The 23,601-nt window shown below is 71.2% G+C and carries 15 protein-coding genes and 1 pseudogene; 12 read left to right on the top strand and 4 right to left on the bottom strand.

Translation table 11 applies throughout. The features are described from left to right. Nucleotide 1: 1 nt before the first annotated feature. From VGR37_21870 to VGR37_21830, 9 genes and pseudogenes are all read left to right on the top strand, one after another. Nucleotides 2-994, top strand: coding sequence for a hypothetical protein (locus tag VGR37_21870; protein ID HEV2150060.1), 993 nt, complete (start codon nt 2-4; stop codon nt 992-994). Then, complete coding sequence (locus VGR37_21865; GenBank protein ID HEV2150059.1) at nt 991-2,049, top strand: pyridoxal-phosphate dependent enzyme; 1,059 nt, start codon at nt 991-993, stop codon at nt 2,047-2,049. The genes VGR37_21870 and VGR37_21865 overlap by 4 nt, the downstream gene beginning before the upstream one ends. Beyond that, nucleotides 2,046-3,311 carry an ATP-grasp domain-containing protein gene (locus tag VGR37_21860; protein ID HEV2150058.1) on the top strand — a complete coding sequence of 422 codons (1,266 nt, stop codon included), beginning with the start codon at nt 2,046-2,048 and terminating at the stop codon, nt 3,309-3,311. Before VGR37_21865 ends, VGR37_21860 begins: the two co-directional genes overlap by 4 nt. Further along, nucleotides 3,311-4,876 carry an argininosuccinate lyase gene (gene argH / locus VGR37_21855; GenBank protein ID HEV2150057.1) on the top strand — a complete coding sequence of 522 codons (1,566 nt, stop codon included), beginning with the start codon at nt 3,311-3,313 and terminating at the stop codon, nt 4,874-4,876. Before VGR37_21860 ends, argH begins: the two co-directional genes overlap by 1 nt. Nucleotides 4,877-4,886: 10 nt before the next feature. Continuing rightward, the gene (locus VGR37_21850) at nt 4,887-6,752 is read left to right on the top strand and encodes an ABC transporter ATP-binding protein (GenBank protein ID HEV2150056.1); all 1,866 of its coding nucleotides are present in this window, start codon (nt 4,887-4,889) and stop codon (nt 6,750-6,752) included. Further along, entirely contained in the window at nt 6,745-8,520 is a 1,776-nt protein-coding gene (locus VGR37_21845; protein ID HEV2150055.1) for an ABC transporter ATP-binding protein, read from the top strand. The genes VGR37_21850 and VGR37_21845 overlap by 8 nt, the downstream gene beginning before the upstream one ends. A gap of 102 nt (nt 8,521-8,622) precedes the next feature. Next, nucleotides 8,623-9,792, top strand: coding sequence for a M20/M25/M40 family metallo-hydrolase (locus VGR37_21840; GenBank protein HEV2150054.1), 1,170 nt, complete (start codon nt 8,623-8,625; stop codon nt 9,790-9,792). 111 nt (nt 9,793-9,903) lie between these two features. After that, entirely contained in the window at nt 9,904-11,130 is a 1,227-nt protein-coding gene (locus VGR37_21835) for a cytochrome P450 (protein ID HEV2150053.1), read from the top strand. A 170-nt stretch (nt 11,131-11,300) separates the two neighbouring features. Then, nucleotides 11,301-11,530 (top strand): annotated as a pseudogene (locus tag VGR37_21830) (transposase). Nucleotides 11,531-11,900: 370 nt separating this feature from the next. Here VGR37_21830 and VGR37_21825 read toward each other — a convergent pair. Next, complete coding sequence (locus VGR37_21825; protein ID HEV2150052.1) at nt 11,901-12,035, bottom strand: hypothetical protein; 135 nt, start codon at nt 12,033-12,035, stop codon at nt 11,901-11,903. Between the two features lie 36 nt (nt 12,036-12,071). Between VGR37_21825 and VGR37_21820 the strand changes: the two genes are divergently transcribed. After that, nucleotides 12,072-12,218 (top strand): hypothetical protein, encoded by a 147-nt coding sequence (locus VGR37_21820; GenBank protein ID HEV2150051.1) that lies wholly within the window; start codon nt 12,072-12,074, stop codon nt 12,216-12,218. Between the two features lie 94 nt (nt 12,219-12,312). On the opposite strand, the gene VGR37_21815 is transcribed toward VGR37_21820, so the two are convergent. The 3 genes from VGR37_21815 to gntD all read right to left on the bottom strand — a co-directional run bounded on the left by VGR37_21815 (nt 12,313) and on the right by gntD (nt 17,149). After that, nucleotides 12,313-13,191, bottom strand: coding sequence for a hypothetical protein (locus tag VGR37_21815; protein ID HEV2150050.1), 879 nt, complete (start codon nt 13,189-13,191; stop codon nt 12,313-12,315). Nucleotides 13,192-13,261: 70 nt separating this feature from the next. Next, the gene (locus VGR37_21810; GenBank protein HEV2150049.1) at nt 13,262-15,892 is read right to left on the bottom strand and encodes a DUF5916 domain-containing protein; all 2,631 of its coding nucleotides are present in this window, start codon (nt 15,890-15,892) and stop codon (nt 13,262-13,264) included. 222 nt (nt 15,893-16,114) lie between these two features. Continuing rightward, entirely contained in the window at nt 16,115-17,149 is a 1,035-nt protein-coding gene (gene gntD / locus VGR37_21805) for a guanitoxin biosynthesis L-enduracididine beta-hydroxylase GntD (protein HEV2150048.1), read from the bottom strand. 903 nt (nt 17,150-18,052) lie between these two features. On the opposite strand from gntD, the gene VGR37_21800 reads away from it, so the two are divergent. Beyond that, nucleotides 18,053-18,511 (top strand): hypothetical protein, encoded by a 459-nt coding sequence (locus VGR37_21800; protein ID HEV2150047.1) that lies wholly within the window; start codon nt 18,053-18,055, stop codon nt 18,509-18,511. A gap of 1,241 nt (nt 18,512-19,752) precedes the next feature. Next, nucleotides 19,753-23,601: amino acid adenylation domain-containing protein (locus VGR37_21795; GenBank protein HEV2150046.1), on the top strand; the 3,849-nt coding region annotated here is incomplete at its 3' end.

Genomic DNA, 23,601 nt, shown 5'->3' with positions numbered 1-23,601 from the left:
ATTGCTTTTCGACACTCGTGGGGAGGCGAACCGGTGCGCGCCGGCGGCGCCGGCTCCGGCCCTCTTTCCAGCGGCCGGGGAAGCGTTCCGCACCGGGCACGCCGAGGTCTACGCGCACCACGGGGAGATCGTCCAGGGCGTCTTCTACTCGAGCGACGGCACGCTGGAGCACGCCCTGGTGACGCTCCCGTGCACCCTGTACCAAGCCCGGGCCCGCTTCCGCCCCCTGCCCTCGGGGCCGCTGACGGTGGAGCCCGCCGACCGCTCCCGGGCGCGGACCGCGGCCCGCCTGACGCTCGACGCACTCGGGCGGACCGGGTGGGGCGGCGCGGTCCGGATCGAGGGCAACGTGCCGCTCCGCTGGGGGTGCGGGTCGTCCACCACGGACGTCCTGGCCACCATCCGGGTGGTCGCCGACGCCTTCGGCGTCGAGCTACCGCCGCAGTGGATCGCGCGGCTCGCCGTGGCCTCGGAGACCGCGTCCGACTCGTTGATGTACGCGCCTGATCGCGCGGTCCTGTTCGCGCAACGCCGCGGCAGCGTCCTGCTGGACCTGGGCGGACCGCTCCCGGCGGTGCACGTGCTGGGGTTCAACACGGAGGTGGATCGCGGGATGGAAACCCTTTCGCTGCCGCCCATCCAGTACTCCTCGTGGGAGATCGAGGCCTTCCAGCCGATCCTGGGTCTGCTCCGCCGCGCGGTCGAGCAGCAGGACCCGGTTCTCCTGGGCCGGGTGGCCACGGCGAGCACGAAGATCACCCAGCGCCATCGTCCCAAGCGGTTCATGTCCCAGGTGCTCCACCTCGCGGAGGACGTCGGCGCGGTGGGTGTCCAGGTGGCGCACAGCGGGACCGTGGCGGGCTTCCTGTTCGAGCCTGGGAACGGTGTGGCGCGCCGGATGGAGGACGCGCGGGCCGGTCTGCGCCGCGTGGGCCTGTCCACCTGCTGGGAGTTCTCCACCGACCCCGCCCTGCAGCCGGAGGGTCTCTCGTGAGCGGCCCCGTCATCAACGCGAACTTCGTGGACGCCATCGCGCTGCCCAGGGTCGTCTGGCTGCGCCCCAACCTGATCGGGCTGGCGTTTCCGCTGATGAAGCTCCTGCCCGCCCGGTTCATCGTCCGCAAGGCGCTCGAGCAGGGCGAGCTGGCGCCGGGCGCCCCGATCGCGGAGACCACCTCGGGCACCTTCGGGCTGGCGCTGGCGATGGTCGCGCGGCTGCAGGGGTTCCCGCTGGTGCTGGTGAGCGATCCGGCCATCGATCCACCGCTGCGCCGCAGGCTGGAAGACCTGGGGGCCGCCGTGCACATCGTCCACAAGACGGGGCCCTCCGGCGGGTACCAGCAGGTGCGGCTCGAGCGTCTGGAAAGGGTGCTGGACGCCACGCCCGGCAGCTTCTGCCCTCGGCAGTACAGCAATCCGCACAACCCGGGGAGCTACGCCCCCTGCGCCGAGCTGCTGGTGCACGCAGCCGGCGCGATCGAGTGCCTGGTGGGCACGGTCGGGTCCGGCGGCTCGGTGTGCGGGATCTCGTCGTACCTGCGCCTGCTCTTTCCCGAGCTCACCGTCATCGGCGTCGACACGCACCGGAGCGTGATCTTCGGACAGTCCGACGCCGGGGGAGGGCGCACGCTGCGGGGCCTGGGGAACAGCATCATGCCCCCCAACGTCGACCACACGACCTTCGACCTGGTGCACTGGGTGGGTGCCGCGGAGGCCTTCCGTGCCACCCGCCAGCTGCACCGCGACCACGCGCTCTTCATGGGTCCCACGAGCGGCGCCGCCTACCTCGTGGCCGACTGGTGGGCCCGCCGGAACCCGGACTCCCTGACGGCCGTGGTCCTGCCGGACGAGGGCTACCGATACCAGGACACGGTCTACGACGACGCCTGGCTGAACCAGAAGGGGCTCCGCCTGGAGAGCCTCCCCGGGGAGCCGGTGGAATGGGACTACCCCCACGACGGCGACGATCCCTGGTCGTTCTACCGGTGGGGACGCCGGCCGTACGCGGAGGTGATGCAGTCCCCCGAGCTGGAGCTGATCCCGTCATGAGCCGGGAACCGACGCGCAGGGTGCTGCTCTTCATCGAGAGCAACACGAGCGGGACGGGGCGCACCTTCGTGCGGACCGCCCGAAGCATGGGCTTCAGCCCGGTCCTGGTCACCGCCAGGCCGGAGAAGTACGCGTACCTCGCCGAGGAGGGCGCGCCGGAGGTGGTGGTCGTGCCGCGGGTCGGGGAGGACGAGCTGTACGCCCTGATCCAGCGCCGGTTCGGGGGGAGCGCCGGAGTGGCCGGGATCACCTCCAGCTCGGAGTACTACGTCGCCACCGCGGCGGCCCTGGCCGCGCGGTTCGGCCTCCCGGGGCCGGACGCGGGGTGCGTTCGGGCCGCTCGAGACAAATCGCGCCAGCGCGAGGTGCTCGCCGCCGCCGGGGTTCCGGTGCCGGCGTTCCGGGTGGCCACATCCGCGTTCCCGGCCGCGGCCGCAGCGCGGGAGCTCGGCTTTCCCGTGGTGGTCAAGCCGGTGGATGGAAGCGGAAGCGTGGGAGTCCGGGCGTGCGCCGACGCCGGCGAGGTGGAGAGCCACGCACTGTCGATCTTCGCGTCGGGCGAGGGTGAGGAGCGGCGGGTGCTGGTGGAATCGCTCGTGCCCGGCGACGAGTTCTCCGTCGAGGTCTTCTCCGGCCGGGTGGTCGGGATCACCCGCAAGCACCTGGGGAGTCCGCCGTTCTTCGTGGAGGCGGGGCACGACTACCCGGCCGACGTCTCCCCCGAGCTGGCCCGTACTCTCGCCGACACCGTCGTGCGCGCCACCGGGCTTCTCGGCCTGGGCTGGGGCCCGCTCCACTGGGAGCTGCGGGTGCGGGACGGCCGGGCCGTCCCCATCGAGGTGAACCCGCGCCTGGCGGGTGGGTTCATCCCCGAGCTGGTCCGCTGCGCCCAGGGGATCGACCTGATCCGGGAGACCCTCCGGCTGACGGTGGGCCAGGTGCCGGATCTCGCCCCGCGCCGGCGCCGGCATGCATCCATCCGCTTCCTCTTCGCGCCCCGTGCGGGGCGGCTCGCGGCGGTGCACGGAGCGGCCGGCGCGCTCGACCGCGTCGGCGTCGCCCACGTGAGCCTGTACCGCCGCCCGGGGGACGAGCTCTCCATCCACGAGGACTTCCGCGACCGAATCGGCCACGTGATCGCCTGCGCCGAGCGGCTCGACGCCGCGGCGCGCACCGCAGCGGACGCCCGAGACGGCATCCGCATCGTCGTCGACGCGCCCGCTGCCGCGCCCCGGGCGGGCGTGGGGGAGGGAGGTGGCTGATGGAGGACACCGGACGGATCCGGGAGCCGCTGGACTGGCGCGCGAGGCGGATCGTCTTCGGCGACGACGCCGACCGGGAGATCCGCGAGGAGCTGCCGTTCTACGTCCGGATCGACCGGGCGCACCTCGTCATGCTGATGGAGGTGGGAATCCTTCCCCGCGGTACCGGGCGGCGTCTGCTGGCCGCGACGGACCAGCTCGTCGCCGCGGACTACGCGCCGCTCAGGGGAAGGCCCGCGCCGCGCGGGCTCTATCTCCTCTACGAGCACTGGCTGATCGAGACGCTCGGGGAGGCGACCGGCGGCGCGGTCCACCTCGGCCGGTCGCGCAACGACATGAGTGCGACGGTGCTGCGGCTGCGGCTGCGGGGCGTGTACCACCGGTTCGTCCGCGAGGTGCTCCGACTGCTGGCCGTCCTCGTCCGCCGCGCGGAGCGGTACGCACGCACGACGATGCCGGTCTACACCCACTACCAGGCCGCGCTGCCGGTGACCTACGGGCACTACCTCGCCGGGGTCGCGGTCGCCCTCCTGCGCGACCTGCACGGGATCGAGGCGGTCGCCGCCGACCTGGCCCGGTGCCCGCTCGGCGCGGGGGCGGCGGGGGGGACGACCGTACCGATCGACACCGGGCGGACCGCGCGGCTCCTGGGCTTCTCGGACGGCGTCCTGCACTCGATCGACTCCGTGGCGTCGCGCGACATGGTGCTGCGCCTCCTCGCGGCCGGGACCGTGCTGGGCGCGACGCTGAGCCGGCTCGCCACGGACCTGCAGCTCTGGAGCACGGCGGAGTTCGACCTGGTCCGCTTCCCGGACCGGCTGGTCGGCTCCAGCTCCATGATGCCGCAGAAGCGCAATGTCTTCCTCCTGGAGCACGTCAAGGGCCGCGCCGGGGCGCCGCTGGGCGCCCTCACCGCCGCGGCCATGGCCATGCACGCCACCCCGTTCAGCAACTCGGTCGCCGTCGGGACGGAGGGAGTGAAGCCTCTCTGGGGCGCCCTGGAGCAGCTGACGGAAGCGGTCGTGCTCACGCGGCTCCTCGTGGCCGGCGCACGGCCGCAGCCCGAGAACATGCGGCGGCGTGCGCGGGAGGGCTTCACCGCCGCCACCGAGCTCGCGAACCGGCTGGTGCTGGACGGCGGCCTCGCCTTCCGCCGCGCGCACCACCTCGTCGGGGAGGTGGTCACCGCGGCGAACCGGCGTGGAGAGCCGCTCGACGCCTCGGTGGACGCCCTTCTCCGGGAGCACGGGCTCGCGGCGGACACGGCCGGGCTGGACCCGGCCGCGGTGGCGGCGGCGGCCGCGTACGGCGGCGGACCGGCCGAGCCCTCCCTGCGGCGGACGGCTTCGGAGCTAAGGCGGGAATGGACGGGTGCCGCGCGCCGGCTCGACGGCCTGAGCCGGGGGTGGCAGGAGGGAGACCGGGCGCTGGAGCTCGCGGTGGCCGGGGCGCTGGCGGAGGACCTTCCGCCGCTCCCGGCGCGGCGCGAAGTGCGTGCCGCGGATCGGGAAGCGACCGCGGCCGGGGGGGCTGTGGGTGGGCGGGCCGACACGGATCAACCCTGAACAGGTGCTCATGGCAAATCCACGGATCGATCGCCTCGCGCGGTGGCGCGCACTCCTGGGCCTGCTCTGGAGGGCGGCGCGCTGGCGGGCGGCGGGGTTCGGCGTCCTGCTCCTCGTGATGGGATTGCTGCCGACGGCGGTGATCCTGGCGACCGGCGCGCTCGTCCGGTCCATCCCCGGCGCGGTGGAGAGCGGGCTGCTCTCGGCCGGCGGACAGCCGACGCTAGTGGCCCTCGCCGCACTCGGGCTCTTCCTGGGCGGGCTCGCCCTCGGAGGGAACGCCGTGGCGCACCTCTCCCGCGTGCTCGACTACGCGTTCGCCCTGGAGGTGCACCAGACGGTCGCCCGCGCCACCCTGGGAACGCCGGGGCTCGCGCCGCTGGAGGACCCCGTGCTCGCCGACGAGCTGCAGGCCATCCAGGACGCGGACCGGCGCGGCGTGCTCTGGACGACCATGACGGCGCTCTCCAGCGTCGTCACCACGCGACTCCAGGGGATCGGTGCGTTCGTGGTGCTCCTGGGCTTCGAGTGGTGGGCGCCGCTCCTGCTGCTGGCGGCCTGGCAGCTGACCAACCTGCTCGACGCGAAGGCGACCGAGAACGGAGTGAGCGTCAACATGAACGACGGCGCGGTGAAGATGCGGCGCTCGGAGTACCTGCGCTCGCTCGCGGTCGATCCACCCGCCGCCAAGGAGATCCGGGTGTTCGGGCTGAGCGGGTGGGTGGTGGAGCGGTACGCCGACGCCTGGATGGACGCCCTCCGGGTGATGTGGCGGAGCCGGAGAGCCAACAAGGGGCTCGCCGCCGCCACCACGCTCACGCTGGCCCTCTCGCACGCGGCGGTGCTCGGCGCGCTCGGCCTGGCGGCGAGCCGCGGCGACATCGACGCCGCGGCGCTGCTCGTCTTCATGCAGGCGGTCATCGCCACCGCCGACCTGGGGATGATCGGCGACTGGAGGTGGCTGCTCACCCAGTCGCTGGCGGTGGCGGAGCGCACGGCCGGCCTGCGGTCGCGGGTGCCTTCCGCGTCCCCCGCCGAGCCGGCCGAGCCGGCCGAGCCGCCGGCCGGGCGGGGCGGGAAGGTCGCTCTGCGCCTCGACGGCGTGCGGTTCACCTACCGCGGCCGGGAGCGGCCCGCCCTGGACGGGCTCTCGCTGGAGATCCCCGCCGGCCAGTCGCTGGCGATCGTGGGCGAGAACGGGGCGGGGAAGAGCACGCTGATCAAGCTGCTGTGCGGGCTCTACGAGCCGGATGCGGGGCGCATCACCGTGGACGGGGGCATGTCTCCGCGCCAGGCGCGGGGGAGGATCGGGGTCATCTTCCAGGACTTCGTGCGCTACCCGCTGCCACTGCGCGAGAACGTCGCCTTCGGGCACCTCCCCCTGCTGGACGATTCCGAGGCGTTGGAGGGCGCGCTGCGCGACGCCGGGGGTGCCGGACTCCTCGGGGCGCTTCCCGGGGGGTGGGACACGGTGCTCTCCCGCGAGTTCGAGGGCGGCGCGGATCTGTCCGGGGGGCAGTGGCAGCGGGTGGCGCTGGCCCGGGCGCTGACCGCGGTCCGCGGGGGAGCCGGCCTGCTGATCCTCGACGAGCCGACCGCCAGCCTCGACGTACGGGCCGAGACCGAGCTCTTCGAGCGGTTCCTGGAGGTGACCCGGGGCGTCACTACCATCCTGGTCTCGCACCGGCTCTCGAGCGTCCGACACGCGGACCGGATCGTGGTGCTCCATGGAGGCCGGGTGGTGGAGGACGGGACCCACGACGAGTTGATGCGTGCCGGCGGCCGGTATGCCGGGATGTTCACGCTGCAGTCCGAGCGGTTCTCCATCGTGCAGGTGGCCGGCGTCCACACAGCCGAGGAGGCGCACCATGCGTGAGCACCTACGTGCGGTCGCCCTGCTGGTGCGGACCGCGTGGCGGACCGATCCCTGGCGCTCGATCGGGCTCCTGCTGGAGCCCCTGAGCTTCCTCCGTTTCCCGCTGTTCGCCTGGTTCCTGCGCCTCGTGGTCGACGGCGCGCTCCGGCAGGACCTCCGTCTCCTGCTTCTTGGCGCGGCGGGAATCACCGCCACGCGCGTCCTGTGGTTCGTCGGCATGTGGACGGGCGGGTGGATGCGCAACCGGCTGATCGAGGAGGTGGGGTTCGCCCTGGACCGGGAGATCACGACCGTCACCTCCGGGCTCCCCGGCGTGGAGCACCACGAACGCGCCGACTACCAGGACCGCCTGGAGCTGCTGCGGCAGCAGCAGGGGATCCTGGGCGGCGCGCTCAATTCCCTGATCTACACGGCCAACGTGGTGGTCGGCGGGCTGAGCACCCTGGTGGCGCTCGTGTTCGTGAGCCCGTGGCTGCTCCTGCTGGTCCCCTTCGCGCTCCCGGCCCTGCCGCTCGCCGCCGTGAAGCAGCGATGGCTCGCGGCTGCCGAGGAGCGCTCGGCGCCGCCCTCCCGCCGTTCCCGCCAGCTCCGGGCGCTCGCGTTCGACCGCAACGCGGGGATGGAGCTGCGGGTGTTCGGACTGGAGCGGGAGATGCTATCCCGCTTCCGGAAGGCCTGGGACGAGGCGCGGGGACCGAGGCTCGCCGTGGGACGTCGGGTCGCGCTCCTGGACAGTGCGGGCGACCTGCTCTTCCTGGCGGGCTTCTTCGGGGCCGTGGGGCTGATGCTCTCGAGGGCGAGCCGCGGCCAGGCCACGGTGGGCGAGGTGGTGATGGTCGTCTACCTCGCCCAGCAGGTGAGGGCCAGCGTCGTCGAGCCGGTCCAGCGGGTGACCGGTCTCGGCGAGGTGCTGCGCGCGGCGGGCCGGATGCTCTGGCTCCAGGACTACGCCCGCGGCGCGGCCCGGCCGGGGGGACGATCGGCGCCCGCACGCCTGGAGGAGGGGATCGTCTTCGAGCGCGTGTCGTTCCGTTATCCCGGCACCGAGCACTGGGCGCTGCGGGACATCTCCTTCCGCATCCCCGCCGGGGCCGTGGTCGCCCTGGTAGGGGAGAACGGGGCGGGGAAGACGACGGTAGTGAAGCTCCTCTGCCGGATGTACGAGCCCACCGAGGGGCGCATCCTCGTGGATGGGGTGCCCCTGGCCGAGATCGAGGTGGAGGCGTGGCGCCAGAGGCTCTCGGCGGCGTTCCAGGACTTCGCCCGCCTCGAGTTCACGGCGCAGCAGTCCGTGGGCGCGGGTGACCTGTCCCAGGTGGATGACCGGGCCGCGGTGCACGCGGCGCTGGACCGGGCGGGGGCGGTGGACGTCCTCGACGCGCTCCCCGGCGGCGTGGACACCCAACTGGGAGCCCGGTGGGAGGGCGGCGCGGACCTCTCCACCGGTCAGTGGCAGAAGCTGGCGCTGGGCCGGGCCCTGATGCGCGAGGACCCTCTCGTGACCTTCTTCGACGAGCCCACGGCCAGCCTGGACGCCCTGGCCGAGTACGCGCTCTTCGAGCGCTACGCCCGGGCCGCCCGCTTCGGCGCCGCCCGGGGCGCCGTCACCATCCTGGTATCGCACCGCTTCTCCACGGTGCGCTCCGCCGACCTCATCCTGGTGTTCGACGGGGGGAGCGTAACCGAGCTGGGCGGCCACGACGAGCTGCTGCGGCGGGACGGGCTCTACGCCGAGCTCTACTCGATGCAGGCGCGCTCGTACACCTGAAGGGGGCACAGGACCATGGGACGTGACCTTGGATTCGAGCGCGCGATCCAGTTCGCTGCGGAGCTCATCCGGATCCCCAGCCTGCCCGGAGAGGAGGGGAAAGTGGCGCATCGCATCGTCGAGGAGCTGCGGGCGCTGGGCTTCGACGAGGCGAGGACCGACCGCGCCGGGAACGTGATCGGCTGCATCGCGGGGACGGAGGGTGCCCCCGCGGTGATGCTCTCCTCCCACATGGATGTGGTAGACGTGGGAGATGTGGACGGGTGGGAGCACGATCCATACGGCGGCGCCGTGGCGGACGGGTGCCTGCACGGCCGGGGGGCCATGGACGTGAAGGGCCCGCTGGCCATCCAGGTGTACGCCGCCGCCCGGTTCGTGGACGAGCGGCCGTCCGGCGACCTACTCATGGCCTTCTCGGTCCACGAGGAGAAGGGCGGATGGGGAATGATGCACCTGATGTCGTCGTGCGGGGTCCGCCCCGGCGCCGTGATCCTGGCCGAAGCCACCGGGGGCGACCTGTGCACGGGGCACCGCGGCCACGCCGAACTCGCGGTGGACATCCACGGCCGCGCCGCGCACGCCAGCGCGCCCGAATGCGGCCGGAACCCCAACCTCGTCCTCCCCCACGTTCTCCTGGCACTCCGGGAGCTGACCCAGACGCAGCCGGAGGACCCCGTCCTGGGTCGCGCCACGCTCACGCCCACGGTCGTCGAGTGCTGGCCCAAGAGCGGCAACGTGATCCCCGACCGCGTGCGCGTCACGCTGGACCTGCGGGTCCTGCCGGGGTGGGACGAGCCCCGTGCGCTGCAGGAGATCCGCGCCCGCCTCTCGGAGCGGGTGCCGGCGGTCGACGGGCTCCGAGTGGAGGTGCTCCCCGGCCGCGCCACTTTTCGCGCGTGGACGGGGTGGGCGAGCGAGGACAGCAACTTCACCCCCGGCTTCCTGCTGCCCGACGATCACCCCGTGGTGCAGGCCGCGGCCAAGGCCCTCCGCGCCGCCACGGGGGTCGCCCCGGGGATTCGCCCGTGGAAGTTCGGCACCGATGGGGGGCACACCTGCGGGACCCACGGGATTCCGACGATCGGCTTCGCGCCGGGACGGGAGGCGCTGGCGCACACCACCCGCGAGAGGCTGGAGCTCGGGGAGGCGCGGATCGCGTTCGACGCATACCCCGCGCTCATCCGCTCCGTGCAGGCGTCGCTGGTGGTGGCCAGGGGGATCCCGGTCCAGGCGCTGGCGACCAGCGGGACGGCCGCCGCGCCCCGGCCGTAGGGCCGCGCGCCGCCGTTCCCGGGGCCTCGCGAAGACGCCTGAAGGCCGCGGAACGGACTTCTTTGGAGAAAGGGGAACAAGATGCAGGAGGCGGTTCACGGACGGGGAGAAATGAGCGGCGAGCGGCCATGGCCTGCTCCGGATCCGCTCACCCTGAAGGGGCTGGTGGAGGGGTACGCGGATCCCCACGGCCTCTACGACGCGCTGCGGGAGCGCGACCGGATCAGCTTCGACCCGGCGAACCGCTGCTGGCTCGTGACCGGGCAGGCCGTGCTGCGGCAGATCCTCTCGGACGACCGCTTCGTCTCCGATGTCGCGCTCGCGGTGCCGCAGCCCCGGCGAGGCGCCCGCCGCTCGTTCATCGCGGACGCGGTCCAGAAGCAGATCATCTTCGCCGACGGCCCGAAGCAGGTGAAGATGCAGCGGGCGGTGCTGGAGGAGCTCGCCCGCCGGTCGGACGCGCTCCTCCCCCCGCTCCGTGCCGCCGCGCTCGCCCTGGCGGAGCGCGCCCGCGAGCGGCGCGAGGTGGACTTGGTCAGTGACTTCGCCGTCCCCTACTCGATGGAGGCGATCTCGATGATCGTGGGGCTCCCCGCGCAGAGCTCCGGCGAGATGGAGCGGCTGGAGCGCTGGGCGACGACCTTCGCCAACGTCACCAGCGGATACCTGCAGGTGGAGGTGGAGGAGATCGTCCACCTGGGCGATTACTTCCGCGCCCAGGTGGCGGCGCGCGGGGGGAGGCCCTCCGAGGACCTCATCGGCGCGCTGCTGCGGGACGGCGGGCTCGACGACGAGGAGGAGGTCGTCATCCAGTGCATGATGGCTTTCGCGGCGGGGCGGGTCACCACCCAGAAGCTCCTGGGCAACGGCCTCCCGCTCCTCCTCCCGGAGTGGAGCACGTGGCGCGAGCGGATCCGGGCGAACCCCGGCTCGGTCCGCCGGCTCACGGACGAGCTCCTCCGCATGGTGACCCCCACCCGGTACCTGGTCCGCTACGCGACCGGCGACGTCCACTTCGCCGACGAGTCCACGGACGGCTGCACCATCCGGCGCGGCGAGAAGGTGGTCCTCTTCCTGGAGGCGGCCAACCGTGATCCGGATGCATTCCTCGATCCGCACACGCTCCAGGGCGACCGCAAGCCGAACCCGCACGTCGCCTTCGGCTTCGGCGCGCACCGCTGTCCCGGGGCATCGGTCGCGCGAATCGAGATCCAGGTCGCGCTCCAGACGCTGCTGGAAACGCTCGTGGAGATCCGTCCGGACCCATCAGCCCCGCCGACCTGGGAGCCGAACCCGAACCTGGGAGGCTACGCCTCCTACAGGTGTCTCTGCGCCTGACGCCGGAAGGGGGGCACCGGCCGGGAGGCACGCCACCAGCCATTTGTGTGGCCCCGTCGCACCGCGGTCGCGGTCCGACGACGCCCACACGAAACGGACGAGATATCCGATGAGCAACTCTTCTAAGAGCGTGTTATGAACCAGAGGGGAGCTGAGTTGTATTCGACCGGATGTCGAATCGCAAAGCGTACCCCAGTGATGTCAGCGACGAGGAGTGGGCCTTCGTTGCGCCGTACCTGATCCTGCTGCCGGTCACGGCAGGCCAACGCGAGCACAGCCTGCGCGAGGTCTTCAACTGCTTGCGCTGGATCGTGCGCACCGGCTCGCCCTGGCGCTACATGCGCACGATCTTCCGCCCTGGGCAGCGGTCTATCAGCAGATGCAGCGCTGGCTTCGCGCCGGTGTCTTCGAGCGAGGTGCTGAACACCTCCACGCTCAAGCTGATGCGCAAGAGCGCGTCGGTGTTCCAGAACCTGCAGTTCCTGATGAATGCCCTCGCTACAATATCTATCCGGCATGGAACCTACTCATCGGCTTCCCCGGCGAAGAGATCGACGTCTACGCGAAGTACCTGCAGGACATCCCGCTCCTGACCCACCTCCCCCCCGGGCGGGGTGTTCCTGGTGCGATTCGACCGCTTCAGCCCCTACTTCGTCGAGGCGGAGCAGTACGGCCCCGACCTGCACCCGCTCGACTGGTACCGGTTCACCACCTTCCCACTCGAGGCCCGACGCGCTACGTGACCTGGCCTACCACTTCGCGGACCACAACTACACCGCGCCGTACGCGATGAACGCGGCCAGGATGGTCACCCGGCTGCGCGAGAAAGTGAACGGGTGGACCACCCTCTGGAGCGACGAGCGGATCCGGCCCCGCCTGCAGCTCCGCCGACAGGGCGGGATCACGAGCGTGGTCGACTCCCGCTCGGGCACGGAGGTGGAGTGCCCGATCCGCGAGGAGAGCCGCCGTCTTTTGGGGCGCTCGGCACGGCGAAGAAGATCCCTGCCCTGTCCAAGGAGCTGCAGGTCGAGGCGGAGCTGAGCGGGCTCGTGGAGCTGGGCCTGGCCGGGAGGGAGACCGTTACATGAGCCTCATCGTACCCCCGAAGACCCCGGTCACGGTGCCGTTCGTTCAGCCCGCGGAAGCGGTCGCACTCGGATGAGGGGCCTCCCCGCGTCGGGGTCACGACCGCTCGTCGTGCTCGCGCTGACGTATCAGTTCGCTCAGCGGGAGCCTGATTCCTGCGCGGGCGTTGGCCCGCCGCACGAAGTCCGGGGTCACGTCGTGGCCGCGCAGCTGCACGAGCTGGTCGATGGTGAGCCGGCCGTAGCCCAGCTCCCGCATCTCCCGCACGAAGCGGAAGCTCACCCCGTGACCCCGCAGACGGACCAGATCCTCGGCGGGGAGGCCTCGGTGGCCGAGCGCGGCCATTTCCCGCACGAACTCGGGGGTGACGCCGTGGTCGCGCAGCCGGATCAGCTCCTGGAGCGTCCCCATCCGGTATCCCGCCGCCCCCATCCCCCGCAGGAATTCCAGCCCGGCCGCGTGCTTCCCCGCCCGGACCAGCTCCGCGACGTCGGGGCGGGGGTAGCGCTGGGAAGCCAACTCGTCCAGGTAGGCGATGCCGACGTCGTGCAGCGCCAGCGAGAGCTGCTGCCACCCCGTCGGCCGCCCCACCCCCCGGCGCTCTAGCTCCGCGGCGAAACCCGCGTCCGGGGCGAACTCGCAGTCACCGGAGCCGCGGCCCGTGCGGAACCACCCCTCGCAGTCGAACGAACCCGCCTCGTACCGGAGCCGGAAGCGCACCTGCGCCCTCGGCGACTCCACCTCGGCCGGCGTGAGTCCCTCCAGCCTCCGCAGGGGGACCGGACGGCTCGTCAGCCCGTCCTCTCCGCCGCGCGTGCGGTAGCTCAGCGTGAACTGGAGGGTCCGGGGCGCCTGGCCTGCCGGGCTCTTGGCGGCGGCGGTCCACTGGAGCGGGGGAACCTCCTGCGCGGAGGCGGGTGTGGCGGCGAGGTAGACCAGCGCGGCGAGCGCGGCTGAGGCTGCGGTACGTGGCATAGGACGGTTCCGGTTCGGGGTGGAGCGGCTGCGGCGACGGATCGGGAGGCGGCGAGTCTCCCGCGCCCAACTAGGGGTTCAGCCAGTAGCTCATCTTGACCACGAGCACGTTGTCGGGCCGGGCAGCAAACAGCGCGCTGCGGTCGCGTCCGAAGGCGAAGTCGCCGACGGGCGCCACGTCGTTGCGGAGCTGTTGCCACGCCACGTACAGGGTGGATCCGGGGCGCCATTCCCACCGGAGGATCGCGTTGCCCCGCAGCGACCGGAAGTTGAAGTCGGGATCGGCAAGCTCGAACGACGGGGCTCCCTCGGATCTCCCCAGGGGGAAGATCGTGTAGGTCGCTCCGTCGCGCACCACGCTTCCGACCTGGGTGCCGTAGGTGCGGAACTCGCTGGTCCGGGCGGCGGCGAGCTCGGCCGGGTGGCCGAACGCCTGGCTGGACAGGAACGGCTGCGCGTAGACCTGGAGCGACAGGGTGGGGGTGAACGTCACGTTGACGCGTGTCTCGAGCCAGACGGTCGTCTGGTCGAGCGGAGCGAACACGTAGCGCGAGCCGAAGGTGTGCTCGGCGGAAGGGTCGGGGATCGTTTCCAGGAACTGGGCCGCGGAGTGCCTGCGGGAGGCCCCCGGGGCGAGAGAGACGCTCCAGCCCGGCGCCGGCCTGGCAGCGACGTCGAGGACGGCCGACCCTCCCCAGCCTCCCAGGTCGTCGCGCACGTACGAGGCGGACGGCATCGCGCGAACCGGTCTGCGCTGGTCGCTCACGACGACGACGCTGCCCCGGACGGTCCCCGGCCGCCGCGCGACCGGTCCGCCGCGGGTGAGGCGGTCGTCGTGGGAGGCGGCGGTCACCGTCAGGCCGGCGAAAGCGCGCCAGTAGCCCAGGGTCTGGAGACCGGCCTGGAGGCCAGCCGTGCCGAGCGTGCGATCTCCGTCGAAGTTCCACCCGGCGTCGGACCGTCCCGTGACGTCCCAGTAGCGCAGCCACCGGCCCGGCCGGTTCTCTACGTAGGTGATCCTGGCCTGGCTCTCCACCCGGTTCGCTTGGTCTTGGTAGCCCAGGTCGTTGATCTCGAATCCCGGAGTGGTCGTCCTCACGGTGGCGCCGTAGCGCCAGTGGCGGCCGCGGCGGTGCTGCAGGTCGAGCTGTGTCGCCAGCCCCGCCAAGGAGGTCGCGGACGAATCCACCTGGAACGCGCGCGCGTCCGGGCGCTGGAAGTACCGCCGCGGCGCCTGCTGCGTGCGGACCAGCGCCTCCGGGGTGCCGGAGACGTAGCTGCCGGCGCCGAACCCGCTCAGGGTCCACGTGCGATTCGCCCACTGCTGGACGAAGTCCACGCCGCCGGAGTAGGCGGCGCTGTGCAGGGTGGAGCGCAGCACGTCCGAATCGAGCCGCCGGTTTACCGCGGTGAACATCCCGCCGACCACCGACTGGCCGGACCGGGCGTCGCGGCGGAGCCTGGCGGCGAAGTAGCTGGTCAACGGCTCGACGGTCATATCGTCTGCCCTGCCGTCGACTGCGAGGTACCGTGCCGTGGTACGCCCGGTGACCGCGCTGAGCGCCCCGATCGCCCATCCCGAGCGCGTACGCCCCGAGAGCTTGCCGGCGCCGAGGATGTGGGCCGCATTCGGAGCGTCCACGGCGGTCCCGGCAGGGCTGAGTTGCGGCGCGCGGCCGATGCGGCGGGAGTAGAACACGTCGTTCCCCCCGGCTCCGAACCTGAAGATGTCCGCGCCTTCGATGAAGAAGGGGCGCTTTTCCTGGTAGCGGGTCTCCGCGTCCGTGAGGTTGACCTCGGCCGGGTCGACCTCCACCTGCCCGAAGTCCGGGTTCAGGGTCAGGTCCAACGTCAGGTCGGAGGTGGCGCGGTACTTCAGGTCGAGGCCGGCCGAGATCCCCAGGTCGCGGTCCGCGCGGAAGGGGTTGTCACCGCGGTCCACGTCCTCGCCACGCGCGAGGGTGTACGGGAGGATCTCGAGGCGCTTCCTGGCGGTCCCGGTACGGAGATCATGGAGATGGCCGTACCGCGGGATTCCGCCGGGCTCGGTGCTCGGCGTGAAGGCGAACGCCGTAAACTCCTGGTTGCGGGCGCGGGACCGCTCGATTTGGATGCCCCAGACCTGGTCGCTACCGGGGTTGAAGCGGAGCTGGGAGAAGGGGATCCGCATTTCGGCGGTCCACCCGGAGCTGTCCACGGCGGTCGCCGCCTCCCAGACTGGATCCCATGAGTCGTCCTCGCTGCCGCCGGCCCGGATCTGGTCCCTCCGGACACCCGACGGATTCAACTCGACGGCGAAGGCGGTCCGATGATCGTGGTAGCTGTCGAGAATGACGGTGAGCCAGTCGGACCTGTCCATCGGTCCGTCCCGGCGCACAAGGCGAGTCGAGACCGGCTCCGTGTCTTCGAGACGCGCACCGATGTAGAGCGCATCGCGGTCGAACAGAATGCGGACCTCCGTTCGCTGAGTCGCCGGTGCACCTTCGCTCGGCACGATCTGCGTGAACTCGGTTGCCGGGGCGGCGGTCAGCCACGTTTCCTCGTCGAGCCGGCCATCGATGCGGATCGGCTGTGTGGCTGGTGCGGCGCGCAGGATGGGCGCAGGATGCGTGGCCGGAACGGGGATGTTCGCGCGCGGAGACGGTGCCTGCGCGCTGGCGAGTCCGGGGACGCAGAGGGCGGAGAGAAGTAAGCGGCGCATGGATTCTAGGTGGTGCGCGGGTGAGCCGGGACATCACGCCGGGGCGCCGTATCGTGCCCTCGGGCGAGCGAGTGTCGAGCGGCGGGTGTCGACCGCTCGCTCAGCGACCGGATTGCTTTCTTCCCCAGGTCGGTCGGCAGGAGGCCGGAGGGGGGCTGTGTATCGGGCCTCCTGCAGCAAAGCGCTGCGCCGGCCGGAGCCGCCGTGTTCGACTCCCTGACGTCAGTGGATGACGCGAGAGTCCGGTGTGAGGCGGACGTCCCGCGACTTTCTCAAGTCGCGGGAGATGTTGATGCGCTTCAACCAGCGGTCGGTCCCGTCGTGGCGGGCTCTGAACGGCTTGCGACCGTGCACCGCCTTCCAGTTGTCGACGAAGAGGAAGTCGCCGGGGAGGAGCACTAGGTCCCTGATCGACGCGTCCACCTGCCGGCACAGCTCGTCGAGCGCGGCCTGTGCCTCGGCGTTGTCGCGGACCGGGTCCATGAAGTACGGGTCGAGCCGGATGTATGGCGAGTCCATCCCCCCCGAGAACACCGCGATCTTCTCGGGCGATCTCCACATCTGCTCGACCCTGGCATACGCCCGCTGCACCAGCTTCTCCTCCTCGGGCGAGCGACCGTTGCTCGTCGTACGGTTCTTGGGGAGGTGAGATTCGTCCGGGCGGATGGTGAAGTGCGGCTCGGAGAGGATGCGTACCTGCTCGGGGGTGAGCTGCACGTGCTCCAGAGAGGCGAATGTGGTGGGGACTTGGTCCGGGTTGCGCAGGCACATGAGCGCCAGGTAGTCCCCCCGGTAGGGATGGAATGCGTCCTCCGTGTGCCAGGTCAGCAGCTCCTCGCTACCGCTCCCAAGCTGCTCGTGCTCGTGTCCCCGGATCGGAAAGATGTCATGCACCACTCTCCCGTCCTGCTGCGTCGACCAGGCGATGGGGTCCCCCAGGAGCGAGCCCAGCATTACCAGAAGCATCTCCTCCGCCAGCGTGTCGTTCGCGGAGTCCTTGTCACGCCAGTGCATCGGCGTAGGGCCGGCCTTGGCCTGGTCCACCGGATAGCCCGAGATAACGAGCATTGCGCCCTTCGGCTCGGCGAGCCGGAACTCCCGCAGCGCTGTCCGGAGCCGCCGCGGGAACTCGTGCGACCAGATGTCGGCCTCCCTCAGAAATTCCGGGCTCTCCGGGGAGGCGTAGTGGCAGGAGACCTCACTGAGCAGGGCTTGAATGGATTCGATCTCATCGCCGGTCAGCAGAAGCTTGGACATGACCACCCCTTCGAGTGAAGGTGTGCAGAGCACCCGACCCCGCCGGACCAGCGCCGCGAGCGTTCTCCTGTACGATGTGCGAGGGCCGCGACAGTGTTCCTTGCCGCGCCGGAACGTTCGACCCACCCGATAACGCAATGCGGCAAGCGATACCAGTACCCAAGGAACAAAATAAGTCGCAGCCACCGCGCTGTCAACGAAGTCCGGAACTGTGTTGCAAGCCGTTAGCCGTTGTCTGTAGCTTTTGGCAACAGGGGGTTCGAACGCACCCTGACGCGCCATCGACAGGCCGCCGCAACCGGTCGGCAGCTGTTCCTCCCGCTGGTGGTTGGTCATTGGAAGGCGAGACGCGGCCACCCGGAACCGTGCGGCCGGACCAACGACCGTGCGGTGTGCTCCGACGTGCGTACGCGGTGCACGCCGATGCACTCCTCTGTTCAGCCTTCGCACGAAGCACTCGACCCGCCCCTCGCACTCGTGGTCGCCCACACAGGTGGGCGAGTTGCGGTGCGGATGCCTATCCACCCCCATTCTTTCAATGGTGAGCGAAATGGGGTTCTTCCGCGGATTTGGTGATCTGAACGGGTCGAGAATGTGCCGCGCACCCACGGAGTCATCTGCCGGAGGTGCCTCGTGTCCATTACGCTCACCCCATCGGTCACCGAGCCTCACGTGGAGCGGCTCTCGGTCGCGGAGGACCAGATCACCGTCGCTGCCACTACGCGGCGGCACCTGGCACCCTGTCCCTCCTGCGGACAATCCAGTACCCGTGCACACAGCTGGTAAACCGGAACCTTGGCCATCTTCCCTGCCAGGGGGTGCAGGTAACCATGGAGATACACACGCCCTTTTCAAGAGGCGCCCACCCAGGTGCCGCCCTACTCGGGTCGCGGTCGCCAGCCCGTGAAGGTGCGCCTGGCTCCCGGCGCCGTACCCGCGCAGCCGGTGCAAGCTCTGGCTGCTGCGTTACCCGAGCAGGCCTGGCAGGAGATCGAGGTGGCCGAGGGCGCTCAGGGGCCGCGCCTCTACCGCTTTGCCCGGCTACGCGTCTGGGAGAGCCGCGATGGGCTGCCCGGCCGGGAATGCCGGCTGCTGCTGCGCACCAACCTGGAAGGGGAGGAGCCCAGATACGCGCTCTCCAACGCACCAGCCGAAGCGGAGTTGGGCCGCCTCGCTCAGGTCCAAACCACGCGCTGGAGGGTCGAGACCGAGTTCGAGACGCTCAAAGGCGAGGTCGGTCTGGACGAGGTACGAGGTACGCGGCTGGCGTGGGTGGCATCACCACATCCCGCTCTCGCTTCTGGCCGGCGCCCTCCTGCTCAGCTTGCAGCAGGAATGGGGGAAAAAACAGACCCCACCTGACGCGCCCGCAGATCGCGCGCGTGCTCGGGGAGATTCTGCCGCGGCGCCACTGGAGCCGAGCGGAACTGCTCAGCTGGCTCGAACAGACCCAGCGGCGAAACGAGGCCGCCAAGCAGAGCCACTACAAACGACGACTCTGCCGCAGGCTTCACCGACTCCTCAGGCGGCTTGAAGCTTCGTTGTAGTATTAGCCTGCTCTATCCTTTCACATCGGGAGCTTCGTAGGGCTGACGGTGCAGGTCCTGTACGCCCTGCTTGGCCTCTCTTCGTCCTCTTCGTGACCGGGTGCCTCCTGCGGTGGAACCGGAAGCAGGCGCCGACCACGATCCGTGCAATACTGGGTCGTTGCGGACACGAGTCGATTCGGCAGTTTGCCTTCTCAGCACTGATGTTCCTGAAGCGCGTGCCACCCAGGTGACGCCATTATTGACCTTTGGTGAGCGCGAGCCTATTCTGGGTGGGGATAACTTTAGACACCGAATGTTCGCCGTCTGCAAGCCGTGCGGCTCGCGGCACGAGAGCGAGAGGTGTCACCGGCGCGGCCCGGCGGATAACCGGGGTTGTGTCGACCGCAATCGTCGGGACAGGTAAGCCCTGGACCCGTTTGCTGGCCAGACCCTCTCCGCACCCCCGGCAGTAACAGTGGGGCCTGTGCTCTCCGTTGGCGCGGGAACTCCGGCGACGCTTGCCGATGTTCTCCGCCGCGCGTCGGAGCATTCCACCCCGGGCCGGGTCATCCAGGTGGGGAGGGACGGGCGGGCGGTCGTGATGTGCTACACCGGGGTTCGACCTCGCGCGGAGAGCATTCTGCGCGGTGTCCGTGCATACGGCACCAGGCCGGGCGACGAGGTCGTCCTGCAGGTGGAAGCGGCCGAAGAGCTCATCCCGGCACTCTGGGCCTACATCTTGGGCGGCTTCGGCGGTACCCGACCATCGGCTTTGCGCCGGGGCAGGAGGCGCTGGCGCACACCAAACGCGAGCGCCTGGAGCTGGCACCGGCACGGGAGGCCTTCGACGCGTACCCTGAGCTGATCCGTGCCGTCCAGGCCGAGCTGACCGCGATGCACGGGGACCCGGTCCCAGGCCTGACCGTGGTCCGAGCGAGCCGCGACCCGGCGGTCGCCGTGGCCGTGCCCCAGGTCGCGCGGCCATAGCAGGGAGGCGGAAGACGTTTCGGAGCCACCCGCGCCGGCCCTGGCTTGCGCATAGTAAAGGTCACACGTCGCGGAGCGAAACGGACGATGGATCCGACGAGCACCCTCTCAGGGAAGTGGGAACGCGTGGAGCCCCACGGCGGCGTGGTGATGGACGCGTACCCGCTCACGCCGATGCAGCAGGCGATGCTCCTACACAGCCAGCGCGACGCGGGCCTCTACCTGCAGCAGTACATCTGCACGCTGCGCGAGCCGCTCGACCCCGCGGAGTTCCGGAGCGCCTGGCAGCGCCTCTCCGACAGGCACCCGGTCCTGCGGACCTCCTTCGCCCTGGACGCCGCTCCCGAGCCGGTCCAGAGGGTGCACGCGTCTGTGGAGGTCCCCTGGATCGAGTACGACTGGCGCGGCCTGCCGGTCGACGCTCAAAATGACGCGATGCGCGCCTTCCTGCGGGAGGACCGCACCACGCCGTTCCGGCCGGGTGATGCGCCCCTGTCGCGCTTCGCCCTGTTCCGGCTGGAGGACGAGGCGTACCGCCTGGTGTGGAGCTCCCACCACGCGCTGTTCGACGGCCACGCGCGGCGGGTCCTCCTGCGAGAGGTGTTCGAGGACTACGAGGCCCGGTTGAACGGGTGGGCCCTCGCGGCCGACGACCTGCGGCCCTACGGAGATTACGTCCGGTGGCTGCGGGACGCGGAGCCGCAGGACTCCCGGACGTTCTGGGAGGAGGAGCTGCGTGGCTTCGAATCCCCGAACGAGGTGGCCCTGGAGCCGGGCGACGGCAGGCGGGAGGGGAGGGAGCGGCACGGCTTCGAGCTCTCCGCCGAGCTGAGCGCCGTGCTGCGGCGTCTGGCCGAGAGCAAGGGGGTCACCCTCAACACCGTGCTGCAGGGCGCCTGGGCGCTGCTGCTCGGCCGCTACACCGGCGACTGGGACGTGGTGTTCGGGGCGACGCGCTCGTGCCGCAGGGGCGGCTTCGTCGGCGCGGGCGAGGTTGTGGGGCTGCTCAGCAATACGGTTCCGGTCCGCGTCCACCTCCACCCGGGGCGCTCCGTAGCCGACCTGCTGGAAGGTCTGCGCTCGCTCTGGGTGCGGATGCGTCCCCACGAGCGCACGCACATGTCTCGCATCCAGCAGTGGAGCGAGGTTTCCAGCGGCGTCCAGCTCTGTCAGACGGTGTTCGGGTTCGAGCGGGAAACCACGCAGGAGGCTCTGCACCTCCTCGGAGACGCGTGGCGGCGACGCAACTTCGACCTCATCCAGTGGACCAGCTATCCGCTCGCGCTGGTCGCGCATGGAGGGGCGAGCATCACCTTCGTCGTGGGCTATGACCCCGCCCGCTACGATCAGGAGGCGATCCGGCGCATGGGGGAGCACCTCACCGCCATTCTGCGCGTCTTCGCCGGGGATCCTCAGCAGCCACTGGGCAGCGTCGGGATCCTTACACCCACCGAGCGGCGCCACATCCTCGACGAGCTGAACCCCGCGGCGACGCCCTACCCGCGCTCCGCGTGCGTCCACGAGCTCCTTCGGATTCAGGCCGCCCGTACCCCGGAGGCGGTGGCAGTCGCGTTCATGGGGGAGGCGCTCACGTACGGCGAGCTCGACAGGCGCTCCAACCAGCTAGCGCGCTCGCTCCACGGGCGGGGGGTGGGTCGGGAGGCGCGGGTGGCGGTGTGCATGGAGCGGTCGCCGGAGCTGGTGATCGCCCTGCTCGCGATCCTGAAGGCGGGAGGGGCGTACGTCCCCCTCGATCCCGAGAGCCCGCGCGACCGGTTGCGGTACGTGCTGGAGGACGCGGGGGCCTCGTACCTCCTCTGCCATGAGCCCCTGCTCGACAGGCTCCCGGCGGACGGCCCCGCCACGGTAGTCGCCGATCCCCTCTGGGCGCAGGCCGCCGGGGAGAGCGCCGCGCCGTTGGAGGTGCCAGTGGATCCGCGCGGGCTGGCGTACGTGATGTACACCTCCGGGAGCACGGGGGCGCCGAAGGGGGTCGGGGTCGAGCACCGCAGCATCGTCCGGCTGGTCCGGGGAGCGAGCTACGCGGAGTTCGGACCCCACGAGGTGGTCCTGCAGGCAGCTCCCGTCTCCTTCGACGCATCCACATTCGAGCTGTGGGGCGCGCTGCTCCACGGCGCCCGGCTGGTGCTGATGCCCGGCGCCACCCCGTCGCTGGAGGAGCTCGACCGGGTGCTGCGCCGGCACGGCGTCACCACGCTGTGGCTGACGGCCGGCCTGTTCCAGGTGATGGTCGAGGAGCGGCTGGAGGCTCTGGGGGGGGTGCGGCAGCTCCTCACCGGAGGGGACGTAGTGCCGGTGGCGCAAGTGAAAAAGGTGCGGAAGCGCTTCCCGGCCCTTCGCCTGATCAACGGGTACGGGCCCACGGAAAACACTACCTTCACCTGCTGCTACACGGTGCCTGAGGGGTGGAGCGGTGGCCGGCTCCCCATCGGGACGCCGATCTCCAACACCCGCGTCTACGTGCTGGACGGAGCGCTGCAGCCGGTTCCCGTCGGGGTGCCGGGAGAGCTCTACGCGGGCGGAGCCGGGTTGGCCCGGGGCTATGTCGGGCGCCCTGGAGCGACGGCGGAGCGGTTCCTGCCCGACCCCTTCGGCAGCGAGCCGGGTGCGCGCATGTACCGCACGGGTGACCGGGTGCGGTGGCGCTCCGACGGCACCCTGGAGTTCCTGGGGCGCCTGGACGCGCAGGTGAAGGTCCGCGGGCTCCGGATAGAGCCGGGCGAGATCGAGTCGGTGCTGCGGCAATACCCCGGCGTGGGCGAGTGCGTGGTGGTGGCGCACGGGGACGCGGCGGGGGAGCGGCGGCTGGCGGCGTACGTGGTGGGCGAGGTGACGGTGGATGCGCTCCGGCGCCACCTCCGGGAGAGCCTGCCGGAGTACATGGTGCCCGCCACGTTCGTCGCTCTCGACAGGCTGCCCCTGACTCCGAACGGGAAGCTCGACCGCAAGGCGCTGCCGTTGCCGGAATACGGGTCGGCGAAGGAGCGATACGTCGCGCCCCGGACGCCCGTGGAGGAGGTGCTGGCGGGGACCTGGGCGGAGGTGCTGCGCCTGGAGGGGGTCGGCGTGGAGGAGAGCTTCTTCGAGCTAGGCGGCCACTCGCTGCTGGCGATGCGGGTGCTCTCCAGGGTGCGGGAGCTCTTCGGGGTAGAGCTGCCGGTGCGCGCGCTCTTCGAGGGTTCGACGGTGGCACGGCTCGCGGAGCGGGTGGAGGAGCTTCGCAGGGCGGGCCTGCCCGGGCTTCCGCCCGTGACTCCAGTGGAGCGCACGGCGGCGCTGCCGGTCTCCTTCCCGCAGGAGCGGCTCTGGTTCATCCACCGGCTGGACCCGCGGAGCGCCGCCTACATCCTCCCCGTCTGCTACCACCTGGAAGGTCCGCTGCACACGGGGGCTCTCCGGCTCGCCCTCGACGCCGTGGTGCGGCGCCACGAGGCGTTGCGCACCGTCTTCTGCGAGGCGGGAGGCGAGCCGGTACAGCACGTCCTCCCGCCCGATCCCTTCCCGCTCCCGGTGGTCGATCTCACCACCCATGGCGACCGCGAGGCGCTGGCGATCCGGCTGGCAGGGGCGGAGGCGCGCCGCCCCTTTGACCTGGAGAGGGGGCCGCTCCTGCGCGCGCTCCTGGTGAGACTGGACCCGCAGAGCCACCTGCTCCTGGCGGTCATGCACCACGTGGCGGGCGACGGCTGGTCCCTCGGGATCCTGGCGCGCGAGCTGGGAGCCTTCTACGCCGCCTTCGCCTCGGGCGGAGAGCCGCACCTGCCGGAGCTGTCGGTACAGTACGCCGACTACGCCGCCTGGCAGCGGGCGACGCTGGACGCGGACCGCCTGGAGCCGGCGCTGGCCTACTGGCGCGGGCACCTGGCGGGCGTTGCGCCGACGGCCCTCCCCGCGGACCGCGCGGGGCCCGCGAGC

The organism is Longimicrobiaceae bacterium (genome assembly GCA_035936415.1).
GTDB lineage: Bacteria > Gemmatimonadota > Gemmatimonadetes > Longimicrobiales > Longimicrobiaceae > JAFAYN01.
Note: the sequence above shows the minus strand (reverse complement) of the source record. Positions and strands in the feature narration are given on the sequence as shown.